This is a genomic window from Romboutsia sp. Marseille-P6047 (assembly GCF_900604535.1).
Lineage (GTDB): Bacteria > Bacillota > Clostridia > Peptostreptococcales > Peptostreptococcaceae > Romboutsia_E.
Map to the genome: position 1 here is coordinate 74,390 of NZ_UWOT01000013.1, position 17,911 is coordinate 92,300.

Consider the following 17,911-nt stretch of genomic DNA (forward strand, 5'->3'; position numbering starts at 1 on the left):
GATGAATTTTTAATATTCATTTTGAGATAGCCCAAAATTATATAAACTTTATTTTGTTATGCTTGCTTAATTATCTCAACAACTGCTTTTGCAGAGTTAATTAAATCTTCTATTGCTATATATTCATCTAGTGTATGAGCTTTCTTCATTCCTATACCCAGATTAACTGCCTTTATACCATTTTTATTTAAAATATTAGTATCACTTCCACCACCTGTAGAAGCTGTTTTACCTTCTATATTTATATTAGCAAATGCTCTTTTTGTAAATTCAACTATATCATCATTATCATCTATATTAAGTGGAGAGTACATTCTCTTAGTATCAACCTCAATTTTAGCTCCAAATTCTTCAGCTGCATTTTTAAAAGTATCTATCATATGCTTAGTTTGAACATCTAATTTTGATTCATCTAAACTTCTAGCTTCTGCTATTATCTCCATCTCTGGCATAACTATATTTGTAGCTACTCCACCCTTAACTATTCCTATATTTGCAGTAGTTTCTTCATCTATTCTTAATAAGTTCATATTATTTATAGCTTTTGATGCTACCATCATTGCACTTATTCCATCTTCAGGTTGAAGTCCTGCATGTGCTGGTTTTCCTATTATTTTAACTTCTATTCTATCTTGTCCTGGAGCCTTTACTATTATTTCTCCTGGTGATCCACCACTATCTAATACAAATCCATAGTCTACATCTAATTTAGAGTAGTCTAAAGATTTAGCTCCAAATAATCCGCCTTCTTCCCATATAGAAAATACTACAGTTATATCTGTATGATCTATGTTATTTTCTTTTATATATCTTAATCCTTCTAATATAGCTGCTATCCCTGCCTTATCATCTGAACCTAATATTGTAGTTCCATCACTTTTTATTATTCCTGTGTCTTCATCTATTATAGGTTTTACCCCTATCCCTGGACTAACAGTATCCATGTGAGAACTGAATAATATTTTTTTTCCTTCTTTAGTTCCTTTTAATCTTGCTATAACATTTCCAGTTTCTGATCCAGTTTTTGCAGCTGCATCGTCTATTTCTACAGTTAATCCGATTTCTTCTAATTTGTTAACTAAAACCTTAGCAATTTTACCTTCTTTAGAAGTTGGACTGTCTATTTGCACTAATTCAAGAAATTCATCTATAAGTCTTTTATTATTTGTCATCTTTACTCCTCCAAAATTTATAATCTTAAATTATATTTTAGAGCATTATTAGATTATTATCAATAGATTCTAAATTTAATGACTATTTTAGAATTCTTCTACTTCTTGAATCTATATAACATAGCCAGTATCCCAAATTATCATTTTCATCATCACATGGTTGATAAACACTAAAACCTGTATGTCCTTGGTCTGGTTGTTCTTCTTTTCTTCCTGGCACTGCATAAATATAATTCTTTCTCTTATTATATTCATCATATTGAACTCCAAATAAATAATGTCTATATTTATATGCTTGCATTGTACAATCACTATACATTGTATAATTTAAAGTATTAAGATATCCTAGATAAGGCATTGTGTAACCACATAGAGTTGTAGGAGTAATATCTATTTTCCACCATCTTGCATTTTCTATATAATCATTTACAAATGGCTTTGTTTCTCTAAAATATTTTAAACCTTTTTTGATTTGTCTAGGCATTAATAGAGTTCCAGGAACTTTATTATTATGTTCTTGATAGGTATTTTGTTGAGTTTGTTTTCTATCTATTTCTGTATTTTTCTTTGTAGCTGTTTGAACATTTCTACTTCGTCTATGTGGTTTAGCTTTCTTGTCAGATTCTAGAGTCTTATAATCATTTATATTATCTTCGTATTGACTATTTCTAATATAAGTTTCTTGGATTGGCTTTACTTCTTCTATTTCTTCTACTCCATTTATATTCTCTATTTCCTCTATTTCTTCATAGGTATTATCTTCATCATCTTCTTCTATTTCAATATACTCAATTTCTTCATACTCTTCATATTCATCATCATCGTCGTCTACTTCTATATACTCTACTTCTTCATATACATCATCTTCTTCTGTATTAGGATATTCATCTTCATCTCCCATAAATAAGATTTCTTCATAATTTTCTATCTTACTTCCCTTAAATCCTATAAGTGGTACAGTTTTTTCATATAATAAAGCTATTCCTTTAATCTCTGCAGTTGGGTCATCTAAATTTAATACAAATTCTCCCTTTCCTTGCTCACTTAAAGTAATTTTACCTAAGTCTATAGTTTCGTAGTCACTTCTTATAGCTATAACCCTGTATCCGTCCTTCATATATTTAAGGTTCTCTACATATAGTGCTACAATTGATTTATCATCATTTATTTCTATCTTTGCAAAAGCCTTTGGCAAAATACGTTCTTTATATCTGAAGTTCATGTCTTTTGATTCTAGAATTATATAATCCCTTTTAAATTTTTTATTAGAAGACACTTCATTCCCCTCCCCTTTACATAAGTTCTCTAGATAGTATATGTTTAAGGCATAAAAAAAAGTACCTTCTATTTTGAAGGTACCATTGAGTTTATAACATTTGAAAGTGTTGCAAACTCTTCTATTGTAAGAGTTTCTCCTCTTCTTTTTTCATCTATATTTGCATTTAATAATGCTTCCTTTATTTGTTCTTTAGTTAAAAATCCTAATGTCCCTAATGCATTAAGAAGAGTTTTTCTTCTTTGCCCAAAGGATGCTTTAACTGTTTTAAAGAATATCTCTTCGCTATCTACTGGATACTTTCTTTCTTCTCTAACATGAAGACCTATAACTGTAGAATCTACATTTGGTTGAGGAACAAACATATGTCTAGGTGCTTTTGCTACTATTTCTGTATCACAGTAATATTGTACAGCCACTGATAATGCTCCATAATCTTTTGTTCCTGGTCCTGCATTCATTCTATCTGCAACTTCCTTTTGAACCATAACAACTATATCAGTTACTGGTATATTTTCTTCTAAGAATTTCATTACTATCGGTGTAGTTATATAATATGGAAGGTTAGCTACTAATTTAACTGGTCCTCCCGATAGTTTTTCTTTTACTAATTCTTCTACACCTACCTTTAATATATCTTGATTAATTACTTCTACATTATCTAAGTCTGATAAAGTTTCTTCAAGTATTGGTATTAATGTTTTATCTATTTCTATAGCTATAACTTGATCAGCTACTTTACCCATTTCACGTGTAAGTGTACCTATTCCTGGTCCAACTTCTATTATTTTATCACCTTCTGATAATCTAGCTCCTGATAATATTCTGTCTATAACATTATCATCTATTAAAAAGTTTTGACCTAATGATTTTGAAAATTTAAAATTATGCTTTTGAACTACTTCTTTGGTAGCTTTATGAGATGAAAGTCTATCCATATTCTTTCTCCTTTATTGTCTTTTAATATTATTTTATTACTATAATTAAAAAATTACTTAGCACTATCAATAGTGTCTACTGCTTTAAGAAACTCTTCTCTACTTACGCCATAGTTATTTAATCTACTTAAAAATTGCTTTGCATTTCCGTATCCAATTCCAAGTATTTTCCCTATTTCATCTCTTCTATAAGATGCATCCTCATTTCCAATAAGCTGATTTCTTATTAAATCAACTTGTGTAAATTCAGTTCTTTTTTCTACGCTTTCCGTTCTAACTTTATTTAAAGCTACTAATATACTTTGTGGAGAGGCATTTTCTATTCCTATGTCTCCATCTTTTTTAGCTTCTTCCCTTGGTAAAAATGCATGTTTGCATCCTGGTACTTCTGCTGCTATTTTTTTTCTTATTTTTTCTCCAGCAAAATCTGGATCAGTGAATATTATTACTCCACGTCTTTTTTGAGCAGCTTTTATACGTTCCATAACACCTTTAGGAAATCCAAATCCTCCTGTAGTTATAAGTTCTGCATCTAATGCTCTTTTTACTGCAGTAACATCATCTCTACCTTCTACTACTATTACTTCTTTTATCATTATAATTTCACCTTTTATCTATTTTAATCTCGTATCTTAGCTTACATCTTTATATTTTACGTTTTTTACAATATTTTATCAAGAAAAATAAAACCTTGAAATTATTAAAATAATTTAACTTCGATCTTTAGATTTTGCACTAGTATGAGTTTATATGATATTATTATATTAGTCAAAATGTAAATAAACTAATCAATTAAGTAGGAGACATAGCATGATAAATAAAATAGCAAAAGTAACAATTTATGTAAATAATCAAGATGACGCAAAAAATTCTGGACTGAAAAGTTAAACTTTGTAACAAAAATAGATGAAACTGAAGGAGCATTAAGATGGATAGAAGTTGCTCCAAAGGAAAGTGAATGGGTTACTATAGTTCTATATGATAAAAATCTTATGAAGAGTCAATATCCAACGGCTAATACAGATTATAAAACTGTTATATTAAGTACTGAAGATTTAGAAAATGCGCATAAAGAAATGAAGTCTAAAGGTGTAGAGGTAACAGATATAGTTACTATGCCGTATGCTAAATTATTTACATTCAAAGATCAAGATAATAATGAATACCTTTTACGTGAAGATAAATTCTAATAAATAGTACATAAAAAGCTACCATAAAATAAATTCAAGTCACTTTAATTTATTTTCATGGTAGCTCTTTTATTTCTAATATTATATAAGTAATTATTTTATATTAAACAATCTCTTAGCATTTTCCTTAGTTGCATTACAAACAGCTTCATAAGATATTCCTTTTTCTTGAGCTATCTTATCCGCTACAAAAGCTACTAATGATGGATCATTTCTTTTACCTCTATGTGGCTCTGGTGCCATATATGGTGAATCAGTTTCTATTAATAAATATTCTAGTGGAATTTCTTTTGCAACTTCTCTAGTTTTTTTATTATTTTTGAAAGTAACTGTTCCTGGTATAGAAATATAACATCCCATCTTAACATATTCTCTTGCTAATTCTACATTACCACTATAACAATGAAGTACACACCCTATTTCAGGACTCTTAGTGTTTTTTATAATCTCAAAAGTATCACCATGTGCATCTCTATCATGTATTATTATTGGTAATTTTAATTCATTAGCAAGCTCTATTTGCTTTTTAAACCACTCTTTTTGTACTTCTCTTGGAGAATTATCATAATAGTAATCTAATCCTATTTCTCCTATAGCAACTACTTTTTCATTTTCAGTAGCTAACTTTCTTAAAGTATCTATTGCAGTATCATCAAGTTCTCCTACATCATGTGGGTGAACTCCAACTGCTGCATATATAAAATCATATTTATTAGCAAGTTCAACACTACTAATAGATGTTTTTATATCTGCTCCTGGGTTTACAACTAAATCAACTTTATTTTCTTTAAGAGAAGCTATTAAAGCTTCTCTATCTTCATCAAATCTTTCATCATTTAGATGTGCATGCGAATCAAATAACATATTTATTATCTCCTTATCTAACTTCGCATCCGTCTTTAGCACCTGTAGTTGTTGGTATTAATAAATCATCTCCATCATCTCCAGCAGCTAGTATCATTCCTTGAGATTCTACTCCTCTTAACTTAACTGGCTTTAAGTTACATACAACTATAACTTCTTTTCCAACCATTTCTTCTGGCTTGTACCATTTAGCTATTCCTGATACTATTTGTCTAGTTTCTGGTCCTAATTTAACTTGAGATACTAATAATCTGTCAGCTTTTGGATGCTTTTCACAACTTACTATTTTACCTACTCTTAACTCTACTTTATCTAAGTCATCTATTGTTATTTCTTCTTTATGAGTTAAAGTTTCTTCTTTAACTTCTTCCACTGTTTCTACTTTTCCTGAGAATAATTCTTCCAATTCTGTTACCTCTTTCTCTATGTCTAATCTTGGGAATAAACTTTCACCTTTGTGTACTTTAGTATTTTCTCCTATAAGTCCAAAGGTATTTGTACTTTCCCAGTTTGTTAATTCTTCTTGTCCTGCTATTCCTAATTGATCATATATTTTGTTAGCAGTTGTTTCCATCATTGGTCTTATTAAAGTTGATACTATTCTTATAGACTCACATAAATTATATAAAACTGTATCTAACTCATCTTTTTTAGCTTCATCTTTAGCTAAAGCCCATGGCATAGTTTCATCTATGTACTTGTTAGTTCTTCTTATTAACTTCCATACATTTTCTAATGCTTCATGGAATTGCATTTTATCCATTTCAGCTTCAAAGTTTTCTCTAGATGCTTTTGCTTGTAATTTTAACTCTTCATCAAATGCAGTTGCTACTTTTGGCATTGGTATTATACCACCATTATATTTCTCAACCATAGCTACTGTTCTACTTACTAAGTTACCTAAATCATTTGCAAGGTCTGAGTTTATTCTAGTTACAAAGTTTCTATGTGTATAGCTTCCATCTTGACCGAAAGCAAATTCTCTTAATAAGAAGTATTTTAATGCATCTATTCCATATCTTTCTATCATAGGCTCTGGATAAACTATATTTCCTTTTGATTTACTCATTTTATCATTAGCAAATAATATCCATCCATGTCCATAAACTTGCTCTGGAACTGGTAAATCTAAAGCCATTAATAATGCTGGCCATATTATAGTGTGGAATCTTACAATCTCTTTACCTACTATTTGTACATTTGCTGGCCAATATTTTTTAAATTCTTCTTCATTTTCACTCATGTATCCTAATGCAGTTATATAGTTGCATAAAGCATCTACCCAAACGTATATTACATGTTTCTCATCAAATGGAACTTTTATACCCCAGTCGAAAGTAGTTCTAGTTACACATAAATCTTCTAAACCTTTTTCTAAGAAGTTTGCAACCATTTCATTCTTTCTTGCTGCTGGGAAGCAGAATTTATCATTTTTAAATAATTCTTTTAATCTGTCTTCATATTTAGATAATTTGAAGAAGTAAGCTTCTTCTTTAGCTAAGTATGTTTCTCTTCCACAGTCTGGGCACTTATCTCCATCAACTAACTGAGACTCTGTCCAGAAACTTTCACATGGAGTACAATATCTACCTTCATATGCACCTTTGTATATATCACCTTGCTCATATAACTTAGTGAATATCTTTTGTATAATATCTTTATGTCTATCTTGAGTTGTTCTTATAAAATCGTCATAAGATATATCCATTGTGTTCCATAAATCTTTTATTCCTGCTATCATTCCATCTAAGTATTCCATTTCTGTCATACCTTTTTCTCTTGCAGTTTTTTGTATTTTTTCTCCGTGCTCATCAGTACCTGTTAAAAATTTTACATCAAATCCTGAAAAACGTTTAAACCTAGCTATTGCGTCTGCTGCTACAGTTGTGTAAGTATGTCCTATATGTAAATTTCCACTTGGATAATATATAGGCGTTGTAACATAAAAAGTTGGTTTGCTCATTTGTGTTGCCTCCTTTTAAAGTTGTTTTTAATTAAAAAACTCGCCTCCTATGATTATTACATAGGGGCGAGATTATATACGCGGTACCACCCTAATTTATCTATGACTAATAGATATCTTAGTAGACTATAACGCATCCATCCGTTTTATCTTACTTTAGTTCAGATAAAAAGCTCCAAGGCCATCTTCAATAAATCCTTTAACGCTAGCTTTCACCTAATCTAGCTCTCTGTAGAAAAAATCATTATTTACTCTTCTTTTCATAGCTTTTATAAATACTATATTTATATTATTAACTTCTATATACACTATTATACATGTCTTGTACTACAAGTAATAATTTTTAAATCATTATTATTTTTTATTCTATTAAAATTATGTATTATTGTCAACTAGTGTTTCTATGTGAATATCAAATAACATATAAATACAGATGCTATTACACCTGCTATATGGCTTAGCATTGAACAAAGCAGTGTATGTCTTGTATTTTTTATTTTTAAGCTTCCATAATATATTGCCATTGTATAAAATATTGTTTCTGATGCTCCAACAATAGTTGATCCCATCTTCTCTACTAATGAATCTATACCTACCCTTTGTATTAGCTCGTTGTACATTCCAAGGGCTCCACTTCCTGATAAAGGTTTTATTATTATTAACCCAATTAATTCCTTTGGTATACTCATAATATTTGCTATTGGTTCAAATATAAACTCTAACATTTCAATACCTCTTCCTGCCTTAAATATACCTATCGCTAAAAATATGCCTATTATATATGGAAGTATTGACCATGCTGTTTTTAGTCCATCTATTGCACCCTTTACAAAACTTTCATATATATCTATCTTTTGTCTTTTACCATAAATAACTATATATAATATTATTATAGGTATTATCAAGTTAGAAAATATGTCCAACATTATCTTTTATTCCTCCCTTGAAAAACTTTACATGTTATTATTCCAATAAAAGTAGAAATCATAGTTGCAAATAGTGTAGAAATTATTATCTCATTAGGAAATTGTGAACCTGCATCTGCTCTTATCTTTAACATGGTAAAAGGTATTATTTGAATAGAAGATATATTTATAACTAAAAACATAATCATATCATTACTTGCCGTATCTTTGTTTCTATTTAAATTTTGTAACTCGTTCATTGCTTTGAGTCCAAATGCTGTTGCTCCATTTCCAGCTCCAAGCATATTTAATGCCATATTCATAACCATATAAGACATTGCTTTATGTCCTTTTGGCACAGAAGGAAATAATTTTTTCATTATGGGACTTAATTTTTCACCTATCTTTTCTATTAAGCCAGAGTCTCTCGCTATGTTCATTATCCCCATCCAAAATGCCATAACCCCTGCAAGACTTATTGCAAATTCTATTGCCTTAGATGACTCATTTAAAAGAACTGTATTTAACTCACCTAGATTTTGAAAATATACACTTCCTACTATTCCTATTACAATCATATAGAACCATATCTTTCCTATTTTAATCCCCCCCTCTATAAATAATTTTATGTATAATAGGGACTAGTTTATACTTGAAAGTTGAGTTGTATTGTGTTTTAGTATAGGTATAGGTTTTTTTATAATATTTAGTACTATAAGGAGAAAAATAATGAGAAATTTAACACTTCTTACAGACTTATATCAACTTACTATGTTAAATGGGTATTTTGAAAAAAATATACATGAAGATATAGTTGTGTTCGATATGTTCTTTAGAAAAAATGCATGCAAGGGTGGATACACAATAGTATGTGGAATTGAGCAATTAGTTGAATATATAAATAATCTCCATTTCTCAGAAGAAGATTTAAAGTACTTAAAAAGTTTAAACTTATTCTCAGATAAATTCTTAGATTTTTTAAGGGATTTTAAATTTACTGGTGATATTTATTCAGTTGAAGAAGGGACTATTATGTTCCCAAATGAGCCAATCGTAACAGTTAAAGCACCTCTATATCAAGCTCAACTTATAGAAACTGCTCTACTTACTATAGTAAACTTCCAATCACTTATAGCAACAAAAGCATCTAAGGTATGCTATGCTGCACAAGGTGATCCTGTATTAGAGTTTGGACTTCGTCGTGCACAAGGACCAGATGCTGGTATCTATGGTGCAAGAGCTGCAGTAATAGGGGGCTGCAAAGCTACAGCTAATGTATTAGCTGGGAAAATGTTTAATATACCAGTTGCTGGTACCCAAGCTCATAGCTGGATTCAAAAATTTGACACGGAACTAGAAGCCTTTGAAGCTTATGCTGATGTTTATCCAGATAAATGTTTACTTCTAGTTGATACTTATGATGTATTAAATAGCGGTGTTCCAAATGCTATAAAAGTATTTAAAAAATTAAGAGAAAATGGTCATAAGCCAGTTGGTATACGTATAGATTCTGGTGATTTAGAATACTTGTCTGTTGAAGCTAAAAAAATGCTAAATGATGCAGGATTTTCTGATATAACTATAACTGCATCTAATGATTTAGATGAACATACTATATCAGCCTTAAAATCTGGTGACTGTGCAGTTAACTCCTGGGGAGTTGGAACTAAATTAATAACTTCTGCTGATTCACCTTCTCTTGGTGGGGTATATAAATTAGCTGCTTCATTTGATGGTGATAAAATGGTTCCTAAGATAAAAATATCTGAAGATGCAGAAAAAATAAACAATCCAGGGTATAAAAAAGTTGTTAGAATATACAATAAAGAAAATAAAGCTGAAGCAGATTTAATAATGCTTCACGAAGAACAAATAGATACATCTAAACCTTTAAAAATATTCCATCCTACATATACTTGGAAAGAAACTATATTTAAAGAATATACAGTTAAAGAACTTCATAAACCTTTATTTGTAAATGGAGAGTGCAAATTTAAACCTAAATCAATTTCACAAATCCAAAAATATGTAGAATCAGAACTAGATACTTTATGGGATACATATAAAAGGCTTACATGTCCAAAAACATATAAGGTAGACTTATCTGAGTGTCTTTGGAACTTAAAAACTAGTTTATTAGAAGAGAAAGTACTTCAAAAATAATAACATAAAATTAAAGGGGATTACATATGGATATTACTGATTACAGAATTATAGAAATACTTCAAGATGACGGTAGAATTTCAATGAAAGATCTAGGTAAAATAGTTGGATTAACTTCTCCAGCTGTTTCTGAAAGAGTCAAAAGACTAGAGGAGTCAGGGGTAATCGAAGGATATAAAGCAATAGTTAACCCCGACGCTTTAGGCCGAGTTATAAAGGCATTTATACATATATCTCTTCCAAGTGGAATTGCTTATGAGCAATTTTTAGAAGTCGCTAGAAAAGATGATAGAATTGTTGAGTGTCATCATATAACTGGTGATGACTGTTCTCTTTTAAAAGTTATTGTAAAAGACATGTATGAATTAGAGAATGTAATTGATACTATAAAAACAATAGGTTCTACTAAGACTTCCGTAATATTATCAACTCCAATACAATCGAAGTCTATACTATAATATAAAAAGACTATCATAAAATTAGTTCAAATAAACTTAATTCTATGATAGTCTTTTTTTACTTTCTTTTATAACGATATTCATAATTAGTTAATATAAATTCCATATAAGTTTTTATTGTTCCAACCTTTTCATCTGGATTTAATAATTTTCTTGTAGATACTATATCTGCATATCCTAGAAGCATTATCCCAATTATATCTTCTCCTATTTTATCAAATACTTCAAATAAATTTTCCTTTGTTAAATTATTTTTTTTATAAAATACTAATAATATCATATGATATCTTACATAGTTAAATAATGTATCTATTGATTTTTCACTTAATGATAATCTTTTTCCTAACTTTATCGCTATATCTCCCCCAATTTTTTCATGGCCTTTAAAGTGTACTCTCCCTGTTTCGTCTACTGTTTTAGCATCGGGTTTTCCAATATCATGTATAAATATCCCTAATTTTAATATTTCTAATCTACTAATATTTGACTCTATTTTAGTGTTTAAATAGTCCCACACTAAATCTTTTAAATGTTCTGGAAAGAAGTTTTCATTATTTATCATATCTTCAAATTCCCTTAATGCATTTATAGAATGATCAAAGCAATTTACTACATGATATTTACATTCTCCTACTTCTTTCATTTCATTTATTTTAGGAACTATCTTTTCTAATTCTTTATTTTTGTCTAAAATTTTAAATTCTTTACTAGTATTTTTAAGACTTAAACTTTTTAATATACTTTCTTTTAGTTCCATATATATCACCCCGAATGTTTCTAATTTACAAGTCTAAAACTTGTTTATATACTACATCTTTTTTAAGTTTTCTTTCTTTACATACTGTTTTTATAGCGTCTTTTTTGTCAATTCCATTTTTAATTAATTCTATGACATATTCTCTTTCTGTTAGCTCATCATAGTTATTTTTTTGAGTTTTTTCACCCTTAAAACCATCTACTATTAATACGAACTCACCTTTAACTTCCCTTTCATTAAATATCTCTATTGCTTTGTCTATATCTTCTCTTATTATTTCTTGGTATTTTTTTGTAAGCTCTCTATTAATAGAAATTTTTCTATTACCTAATACTTTACTCATATCTTTTAATGTATCTTTTAATCTATGAGGAGATTCGTAAAATATCATGGTTCTAGTTTCCTCTTTTACATTCTCTAATTGCTCTCTTCTAGTTTTTTTATCTCTATCTAAAAATCCTTCAAAAGCAAACTTTCTAGTATTTAATCCAGAACCCACTAATGCAGTTACAAATGCTGTTGCTCCTGGCAAAACTTCTATTTCTATATTATTTTCAATAGCTTCCCTTATTATATCTTCTCCTGGATCAGAGATTCCTGGCATTCCTGCATCACTTATCAGTGCTATATTTTCACCTTCAAGTAATTTATTAATTAAATATCCACCTTTAGAATCTTTATTGTGTTCATGATAGCTTGTTAATGGTTTTGTAATATCAAAATGATTTAAAAGTCTTATACTATGTCTTGTATCCTCTGCAGCTATCAAATCTACTTCATTTAAAACTCTTAAAGTTCTATAAGTTATGTCCTCTAAATTGCCTATTGGTGTTGGACATATATATAATTTACCACTCATATATCTTACTCTCCTATATCTTCATTTGCGTATATATCATTTATTTCTTTTGTATATTTCCCATCTTCTCCATAAACATATAAAGGATCTAATATTTTAAGTTCTGGCTTTCCATCTTTTATAAATTCAACTAAAAGTAAATTAGGAGCTTTATTTGCTCTTGGATGAACAAATTGTACTACCTTCGGCTCTAGTCTGTACTTTCTTCCAAGTTCTATTATATCTACTAGTCTAGTTGGTCTATGTATCATATAAAACTTACCTCTAGGCATTACTAATCTTGATGCGGCTCTTATAACGTCCTCTAAATTGCATTTTACTTCATGTCTAGATATTGCTTTTTTATCATTAGGATTTTTTATCCCATCCATATGCATATACGGAGGGTTAGAAGTAACCACATGGAATTCATGAACTCCTAATTCTTTATCTATAGTCTTTATATCTGCATTTACTATTTGAACTCTATCTTCTAAGTTATTTAATTTTACAGAACGAGTAGCCATTTCGTATACTTCTTCTTGTATTTCAACACCTACTATTTTTTTTGCCTTACTTTTTCCTGCTATAAGTATTGGTATTATGCCTGTTCCAGTTCCTAAATCAGCTACATTAGCATCTTTTTTTACCTTTGCAAAATTAGCTAAAAGTACTGCGTCTATTCCAAAACAAAATCCAGTTGTATCTTGTATTAATTTTAATCCTTTTAATTGTAAATCATCTATTCTTTCAGTGTCTTTTAATTTTATGTCCATATATATCTCCTTATTTTTAAAGGGTAGGAAAATCCTACCCCTTATTTTAATCTTCTAATTTCTTTAACTCTCTTAATGTTGCTGCATCTATCTGGTCATCTCTGTTTTTGCAGCATCCCCCACACTTCTTAGCTTCTTGTAGTACTTTTATCTCTTCTCTCATACATATTTTTATAGTTTTGTCATTAAATTCAATCTTAGCTTGTTCTAATAAAGGATTTACTTCTATTACTTTACCTTTATTTCCACTTACCTTTACTAAATCTCCTACGCTAGGCATTTTTTCTATAGCTTCTACATATACATCATGTTCATACTTTAAGCAACAGAATAATCTTCCGCATATACCAGATATTTTAGTAGGATTTAGTGATAAACTTTGATCTTTTGCCATTTTTATAGAAACAGGTTGGAAATCTCCAAGCCATGTAGAACAGCATAAACTTCTTCCACATGGTCCAAGTCCTCCAATTGATTTTGCTTCATCTCTAACTCCAATTTGTCTTAATTCAATTCTTGTTTTAAATATTGATGCTAAATCTTTTACAAGTTCTCTAAAATCTATTCTTCCTTCTGCTGTAAAATAAAATATTAATTTATTTCTATCGAAAGTATATTCGCAATCTATTAAGAACATAGTAAGGTCATGCTCTTTTATTTTTTGCTGACATAACTCAAAAGTTTCTTTAGCTTTTTCTTTATTTTCCTGATATATATTAGTATCTTCAGGAGTAGCAATTCTTATTATAGGTTTTAATGGTGATACTAATTTACTTTCATCTATTTCTTTTGGTCCAACTATAACTGTACCATATTCTAAACCTCTTGCTGTTTCTACTACTACATCTGTATTTTGCTCTATCTCAAAATCTACAGGATCAAAATAGTAAATTTTACCTGCATTTTTGAACCTAACACCCACTATTTTTATCATTTTATCACCTCATATATGTTTAAAGCCATAACCTGTATACTTACACTAAAGTTACAATTGCTTCTCATCTTTCTTTTAGTTTCCTCTATTATATCAATAATTTTAGAGACTTGCGAATAAGTAATTCTTTTACTCATATTTTGTATAAAGGTAATTCTATCTCCATTGATGATCATATCTTTATCAACTCTTCCCATACACATCATTATATCTCTAAAGTAATTAATCATCATATCAAGTACAACAATAACTTTATCCTTATATTTGTCCATGTCAGTTGATATATTTAAAATCTCAACCATATTTTTATCTAGTATGTCTTGTATGTACTTTTGTATATCATCTCTCATTATAGAAAAATCAGCTGACTCTGATAACTCTAAAGCTTTTTCTATGCTTCCTCTAGAAAAATTAGATAACAGTATCGCTCTATTCTCTTCTATTCCTTTATCCATTAAATATTGTTTTAAATCTATAATAGATATTGGTAAAAACTTTATTATCTCACATCTAGACTTTATAGTTGGTAATAAAGACTCTTTATTATTAGTAATCAAAATTATTATAGCATACTCTGGTGGTTCTTCTAATGTTTTTAACAATGCATTCTGAGACTCTATCGTCATCTTTTCAGCATGATTAATTATATACATTTTATATTTGCTATGCGGTTTTATAATTATATCTGATTGTATCTCTCTTATTTGAGCTATTTTTATACTATTTCCTGTTGGCTCTATTTTTATATAATCAGGACTATTTTCTGCATTTTCTACATTAATAAGTATATTTCCAAATTCCTTAGCAAACAAATACTTACCTATTCCATCGATACCTTCAAACATGTATGCATGGTTAACTTTATCATTTTTTATAGAGTTTGTTATATATTTTTTTGCAAACTCCTGACCTATTATATTTTTAAAATACATATTTACCTCTCCAAATAGGTTATATATTTTCCTTAACTATATTATATATTTCTTCATGTATATCTTCTATTGTTCTTAGTTCTCCATCTTTAACACAATTTATTTTCTTCCAATCATATTTGTCTGCTATATATAATGAATTATTATAACATTTTATTAAATAATCTATATCACTTTCATGTATATCTTTTTTATCTTCACCTGTTATCTTATTTTTTCTATTTTCCATTAGTTTTTGACTAAACTCTATTGGAACATCTAAGAATATAACACAATCTGGTTTTGGTATTTTATATATGTTAAATTCATAATCAACCAACCAATCTAGGTATTTATCTCTACTATCTTCATCCATTTTAGAAGCCTGGTGTACCATATTAGATGTTGTATATCTATCTGCTATAATTATTCCACCATTATTATAGAAATCTTCCCATTCTGTTTTAAATGATGCATATCTATCTGCTGCATAAAATGTAGATGCTATATAAGGATCTACATCTGAAGGATTTTTCCCAAAATCTCCTCTTAAATACATCTTTACTAAAGCTGATGATTCACCATCATAATTAGGATATTCTACTTTTCTTACATTACTACATTCTCTTGATAATCTATCAAATAACTTTTTCGTTTGAGTTGCCTTTCCACTAGCATCAGAACCACTCTCTATGATTATTAATTTACCTTTCATACTCTGTCCTCCATAGATAATTACTCTATAATCTGAATTTGTCCCAAAGTTGAATCTTTTAATCCACTTACGTTCATTCCTTTTTTACTACAGAACAATATATAGTCAATTATTTCTTTTGTTATTACTTCTCCAGGTGATGTTAAACTTATTCCTGGAGGATATGGTATTATATATTCACCGCATACCTTATCTATACTTTCATATATTTTAACACTTTTTTTATCTTTATAGAATGCTTCTCTTGGTGTTAATTTTTGTACTGGTATATCGTTAGGATAGTCAATTCTACCAATTTGTTTATTACTTTTGTATTTATTAATTATATCGTTTAAAGCCGTTTCTAAACATTTGAAATCTTTATCTTCATTTCCTATAGTACATACTAGTAGTGATCCATAATAATTAGATAACTCTACCTGTATATTATACTCCTCTCTAAGTATAGTTTCCAGCTCATAACCTATTAATCCCATACCTGTGGTTGATATAAATATTTTAGTTACATCACTTGTATTATAAATCTCTATACTTTTACTGTCTTTAAATGAATTTTTAAATTTATTAATATTGTCAATTAAATTAGACATCAAGTCTTTTCCATATTTATCATATATATCTACTGCTAATTCTAAAGATGACATTAGTAAATATGATGGGCTTGATGATTCTATTATTTTTAAAATTGACATTAATTTATTATCATCTACCCTATGACCTTTAGTATGTATCATAGATGACTGTGTGAATGCTGGTAAAGTTTTATGTGTACTTTGAATCACTATATCAGCACCTTGCTCTAAAGCAGTTTTAGGCAATTTATCACTTAATCCTAAATGTGCACCATGAGCCTCATCAATAATTACAGCAATATTATAACTATGTGCATAATCACATATTGTTTTTAAATCATATGTCATACCATAATATGTTGGGTATGTGAGTATTAGCGCTTTAGCGTCTTTATTATTATCTATAACCTTTATAGCATCATTTATATCTACACCTTTAAGTATGTTTGTATCTCTATCAATACTAGATTTTATATATACTGGATTTATATCCCCTAATATACAAGAATTTATTACTGACTGATGACAATCCCTATTAACAATTATTTTGCTCTTAGGAGGGCATAATGCCATTATGGCGGCTTGTATTCCACATGTGCTTCCATTTATCAAGAAATATGTTTTATCGCTTTTAAACGCTTGTGACGCCCTTTCTTGTGATTTTTTTATTATATCTTCTGGTGAATGTAAATTATCTGTTCCTGGGATTTCTGTTGTATCCATTTTGTATAATTTTTTTAATATCTCTGTATAATTTAATTTATCATATAACTTACCTAATTTATGACCTGGTACATGAAATGAAACTAAATCATTATATACAATCTTGCTTAATTCATCTATTATAAAGTTACTCATTCTATCTCCTCTAATCTCTATTTAATTGAAATAACTTATTATTTTATATAAATCTATATTAACATATACTTCATATATTATTATAATTCTACATAAAATAAAAGACCGCCACTCAATATAGTTACGGTCTTTTATTTATCCTATTATATACATTATTATCCAGCATCAATTTTGTTATTTTCAAATATTCCATTCATCATTAAATATATAGCAGCTAAACCTACTATAAAATATAATATTCTACTTATAACTTCATAAGTTCCACCAAATATATTGCCTAATAAATCAACTCCAAATGCTCCTATTGCACCCCAGTTCAGCGCACCTATTATAACTAAAATCATTGCGAGTTTTTTCAACATAACCACTCCTATTAATTTATCTTAATATCCAACTATTAATAGTATTTGTATGTTTTCTAAAAGTAAGCATTTTTATTATTTAAATATAATAAAAAAGATTACGTGGCTACGTCTTACTCTCCCGGGAGGTTGCCCTCCGAGTACCATCAGCGCTAAAGAGCTTAACTTCTGTGTTCGGAATGGGAACAGGTGTATCCTCTTTGCTATAATAACCACATAATCTTTCGATTAACTTATATTAAGTTTTAGAGTTAATACT

19 protein-coding genes, 1 rRNA gene and 1 other annotated feature are annotated in these 17,911 nt (G+C 28.9%); of the genes, 3 read left to right on the top strand and 17 right to left on the bottom strand.

Translation table 11 applies throughout. The annotated features are described in order from the left end of the window. Positions 1–56 precede the first annotated feature (56 nt). From EIH23_RS12605 to rnmV, 4 genes are all read right to left on the bottom strand, one after another. Positions 57–1,172: a M20/M25/M40 family metallo-hydrolase gene (locus EIH23_RS12605; protein ID WP_122640680.1), complete on the bottom strand. Its 1,116-nt coding sequence runs from the start codon at positions 1,170–1,172 to the stop codon at positions 57–59. 82 nt (positions 1,173–1,254) lie between these two features. Then, positions 1,255–2,448: a hypothetical protein gene (locus tag EIH23_RS12610; RefSeq protein ID WP_122640682.1), complete on the bottom strand. Its 1,194-nt coding sequence runs from the start codon at positions 2,446–2,448 to the stop codon at positions 1,255–1,257. Positions 2,449–2,516: 68 nt separating this feature from the next. Continuing rightward, a complete protein-coding gene (gene rsmA / locus EIH23_RS12615) occupies positions 2,517–3,386 on the bottom strand; it encodes a 16S rRNA (adenine(1518)-N(6)/adenine(1519)-N(6))-dimethyltransferase RsmA (protein WP_122640684.1) in 870 nt (289 codons plus the stop codon). A 53-nt stretch (positions 3,387–3,439) separates the two neighbouring features. Further along, positions 3,440–3,982: a ribonuclease M5 gene (gene rnmV, locus EIH23_RS12620; protein WP_122640685.1), complete on the bottom strand. Its 543-nt coding sequence runs from the start codon at positions 3,980–3,982 to the stop codon at positions 3,440–3,442. A 306-nt stretch (positions 3,983–4,288) separates the two neighbouring features. Between rnmV and EIH23_RS12625 the strand changes: the two genes are divergently transcribed. Continuing rightward, positions 4,289–4,576: a VOC family protein gene (locus EIH23_RS12625; protein ID WP_334294992.1), complete on the top strand. Its 288-nt coding sequence runs from the start codon at positions 4,289–4,291 to the stop codon at positions 4,574–4,576. 93 nt (positions 4,577–4,669) lie between these two features. On the opposite strand, the gene EIH23_RS12630 is transcribed toward EIH23_RS12625, so the two are convergent. The 4 genes from EIH23_RS12630 to EIH23_RS12645 all read right to left on the bottom strand — a co-directional run bounded on the left by EIH23_RS12630 (position 4,670) and on the right by EIH23_RS12645 (position 8,886). Beyond that, entirely contained in the window at positions 4,670–5,440 is a 771-nt protein-coding gene (locus EIH23_RS12630; RefSeq protein WP_122640687.1) for a TatD family hydrolase, read from the bottom strand. A 13-nt stretch (positions 5,441–5,453) separates the two neighbouring features. Continuing rightward, entirely contained in the window at positions 5,454–7,403 is a 1,950-nt protein-coding gene (gene metG, locus EIH23_RS12635) for a methionine--tRNA ligase (RefSeq protein WP_122640689.1), read from the bottom strand. 59 nt (positions 7,404–7,462) lie between these two features. Then, positions 7,463–7,676, bottom strand: a binding site (T-box leader). 128 nt (positions 7,677–7,804) lie between these two features. Then, complete coding sequence (locus tag EIH23_RS12640; protein WP_243113407.1) at positions 7,805–8,329, bottom strand: spore maturation protein; 525 nt, start codon at positions 8,327–8,329, stop codon at positions 7,805–7,807. Further along, the gene (locus EIH23_RS12645) at positions 8,329–8,886 is read right to left on the bottom strand and encodes a nucleoside recognition domain-containing protein (RefSeq protein ID WP_122640691.1); all 558 of its coding nucleotides are present in this window, start codon (positions 8,884–8,886) and stop codon (positions 8,329–8,331) included. The genes EIH23_RS12640 and EIH23_RS12645 overlap by 1 nt, the downstream gene beginning before the upstream one ends. Before the next feature lie 151 nt (positions 8,887–9,037). Here EIH23_RS12645 and EIH23_RS12650 point away from each other — a divergent pair, with 151 nt between their 5' ends. Both EIH23_RS12650 and EIH23_RS12655 read left to right on the top strand, forming a co-directional pair. After that, positions 9,038–10,471 carry a nicotinate phosphoribosyltransferase gene (locus EIH23_RS12650; RefSeq protein ID WP_122640692.1) on the top strand — a complete coding sequence of 478 codons (1,434 nt, stop codon included), beginning with the start codon at positions 9,038–9,040 and terminating at the stop codon, positions 10,469–10,471. 26 nt (positions 10,472–10,497) lie between these two features. After that, on the top strand, positions 10,498–10,929 hold the full coding sequence (locus tag EIH23_RS12655) for an Lrp/AsnC family transcriptional regulator (RefSeq protein WP_122640693.1): 432 nt from the start codon (positions 10,498–10,500) through the stop codon (positions 10,927–10,929). A gap of 58 nt (positions 10,930–10,987) precedes the next feature. On the opposite strand, the gene EIH23_RS12660 is transcribed toward EIH23_RS12655, so the two are convergent. The 9 genes from EIH23_RS12660 to rrf all read right to left on the bottom strand — a co-directional run bounded on the left by EIH23_RS12660 (position 10,988) and on the right by rrf (position 17,869). Beyond that, positions 10,988–11,686, bottom strand: coding sequence for an HD domain-containing protein (locus EIH23_RS12660; protein ID WP_122640695.1), 699 nt, complete (start codon positions 11,684–11,686; stop codon positions 10,988–10,990). A gap of 25 nt (positions 11,687–11,711) precedes the next feature. Then, complete coding sequence (rsmI, locus tag EIH23_RS12665) at positions 11,712–12,545, bottom strand: 16S rRNA (cytidine(1402)-2'-O)-methyltransferase (protein WP_122640697.1); 834 nt, start codon at positions 12,543–12,545, stop codon at positions 11,712–11,714. A 5-nt stretch (positions 12,546–12,550) separates the two neighbouring features. Then, complete coding sequence (locus EIH23_RS12670) at positions 12,551–13,300, bottom strand: tRNA1(Val) (adenine(37)-N6)-methyltransferase (protein ID WP_164489076.1); 750 nt, start codon at positions 13,298–13,300, stop codon at positions 12,551–12,553. 46 nt (positions 13,301–13,346) lie between these two features. Beyond that, on the bottom strand, positions 13,347–14,234 hold the full coding sequence (locus tag EIH23_RS12675; RefSeq protein ID WP_122640698.1) for a PSP1 domain-containing protein: 888 nt from the start codon (positions 14,232–14,234) through the stop codon (positions 13,347–13,349). Next, positions 14,231–15,166 carry a DNA polymerase III subunit gene (locus EIH23_RS12680; protein WP_122640700.1) on the bottom strand — a complete coding sequence of 312 codons (936 nt, stop codon included), beginning with the start codon at positions 15,164–15,166 and terminating at the stop codon, positions 14,231–14,233. The genes EIH23_RS12675 and EIH23_RS12680 overlap by 4 nt, the downstream gene beginning before the upstream one ends. A gap of 19 nt (positions 15,167–15,185) precedes the next feature. Next, on the bottom strand, positions 15,186–15,860 hold the full coding sequence (locus tag EIH23_RS12685; RefSeq protein WP_122640702.1) for a dTMP kinase: 675 nt from the start codon (positions 15,858–15,860) through the stop codon (positions 15,186–15,188). A gap of 20 nt (positions 15,861–15,880) precedes the next feature. Next, positions 15,881–17,290: an aminotransferase class I/II-fold pyridoxal phosphate-dependent enzyme gene (locus EIH23_RS12690; protein WP_122640704.1), complete on the bottom strand. Its 1,410-nt coding sequence runs from the start codon at positions 17,288–17,290 to the stop codon at positions 15,881–15,883. Between the two features lie 155 nt (positions 17,291–17,445). Next, entirely contained in the window at positions 17,446–17,652 is a 207-nt protein-coding gene (locus EIH23_RS12695; protein ID WP_306666835.1) for a DUF378 domain-containing protein, read from the bottom strand. A gap of 100 nt (positions 17,653–17,752) precedes the next feature. Then, positions 17,753–17,869, bottom strand: a 5S ribosomal RNA gene (gene rrf, locus EIH23_RS12700). Positions 17,870–17,911 lie beyond the last annotated feature (42 nt).

Coding starts and splice junctions, on each gene's coding strand:
- EIH23_RS12645 (WP_122640691.1), bottom strand. CDS start 8,886: ATGATTGTAATAGGAATAGTAGGAAGTGTATATTTTCAAAATCTAGGT.
- EIH23_RS12670 (WP_164489076.1), bottom strand. CDS start 13,300: ATGGACATAAAATTAAAAGACACTGAAAGAATAGATGATTTACAATTA.
- EIH23_RS12680 (WP_122640700.1), bottom strand. CDS start 15,166: ATGTATTTTAAAAATATAATAGGTCAGGAGTTTGCAAAAAAATATATA.
- EIH23_RS12695 (WP_306666835.1), bottom strand. CDS start 17,652: ATGTTGAAAAAACTCGCAATGATTTTAGTTATAATAGGTGCGCTGAAC.
- EIH23_RS12655 (WP_122640693.1), top strand. CDS start 10,498: ATGGATATTACTGATTACAGAATTATAGAAATACTTCAAGATGACGGT.
- EIH23_RS12690 (WP_122640704.1), bottom strand. CDS start 17,290: ATGAGTAACTTTATAATAGATGAATTAAGCAAGATTGTATATAATGAT.
- rnmV (WP_122640685.1), bottom strand. CDS start 3,982: ATGATAAAAGAAGTAATAGTAGTAGAAGGTAGAGATGATGTTACTGCA.
- EIH23_RS12660 (WP_122640695.1), bottom strand. CDS start 11,686: ATGGAACTAAAAGAAAGTATATTAAAAAGTTTAAGTCTTAAAAATACT.
- EIH23_RS12640 (WP_243113407.1), bottom strand. CDS start 8,329: ATGTTGGACATATTTTCTAACTTGATAATACCTATAATAATATTATAT.
- EIH23_RS12630 (WP_122640687.1), bottom strand. CDS start 5,440: ATGTTATTTGATTCGCATGCACATCTAAATGATGAAAGATTTGATGAA.
- rsmA (WP_122640684.1), bottom strand. CDS start 3,386: ATGGATAGACTTTCATCTCATAAAGCTACCAAAGAAGTAGTTCAAAAG.
- EIH23_RS12685 (WP_122640702.1), bottom strand. CDS start 15,860: ATGAAAGGTAAATTAATAATCATAGAGAGTGGTTCTGATGCTAGTGGA.
- metG (WP_122640689.1), bottom strand. CDS start 7,403: ATGAGCAAACCAACTTTTTATGTTACAACGCCTATATATTATCCAAGT.
- rsmI (WP_122640697.1), bottom strand. CDS start 12,545: ATGAGTGGTAAATTATATATATGTCCAACACCAATAGGCAATTTAGAG.
- EIH23_RS12605 (WP_122640680.1), bottom strand. CDS start 1,172: ATGACAAATAATAAAAGACTTATAGATGAATTTCTTGAATTAGTGCAA.
- EIH23_RS12675 (WP_122640698.1), bottom strand. CDS start 14,234: ATGATAAAAATAGTGGGTGTTAGGTTCAAAAATGCAGGTAAAATTTAC.
- EIH23_RS12650 (WP_122640692.1), top strand. CDS start 9,038: ATGAGAAATTTAACACTTCTTACAGACTTATATCAACTTACTATGTTA.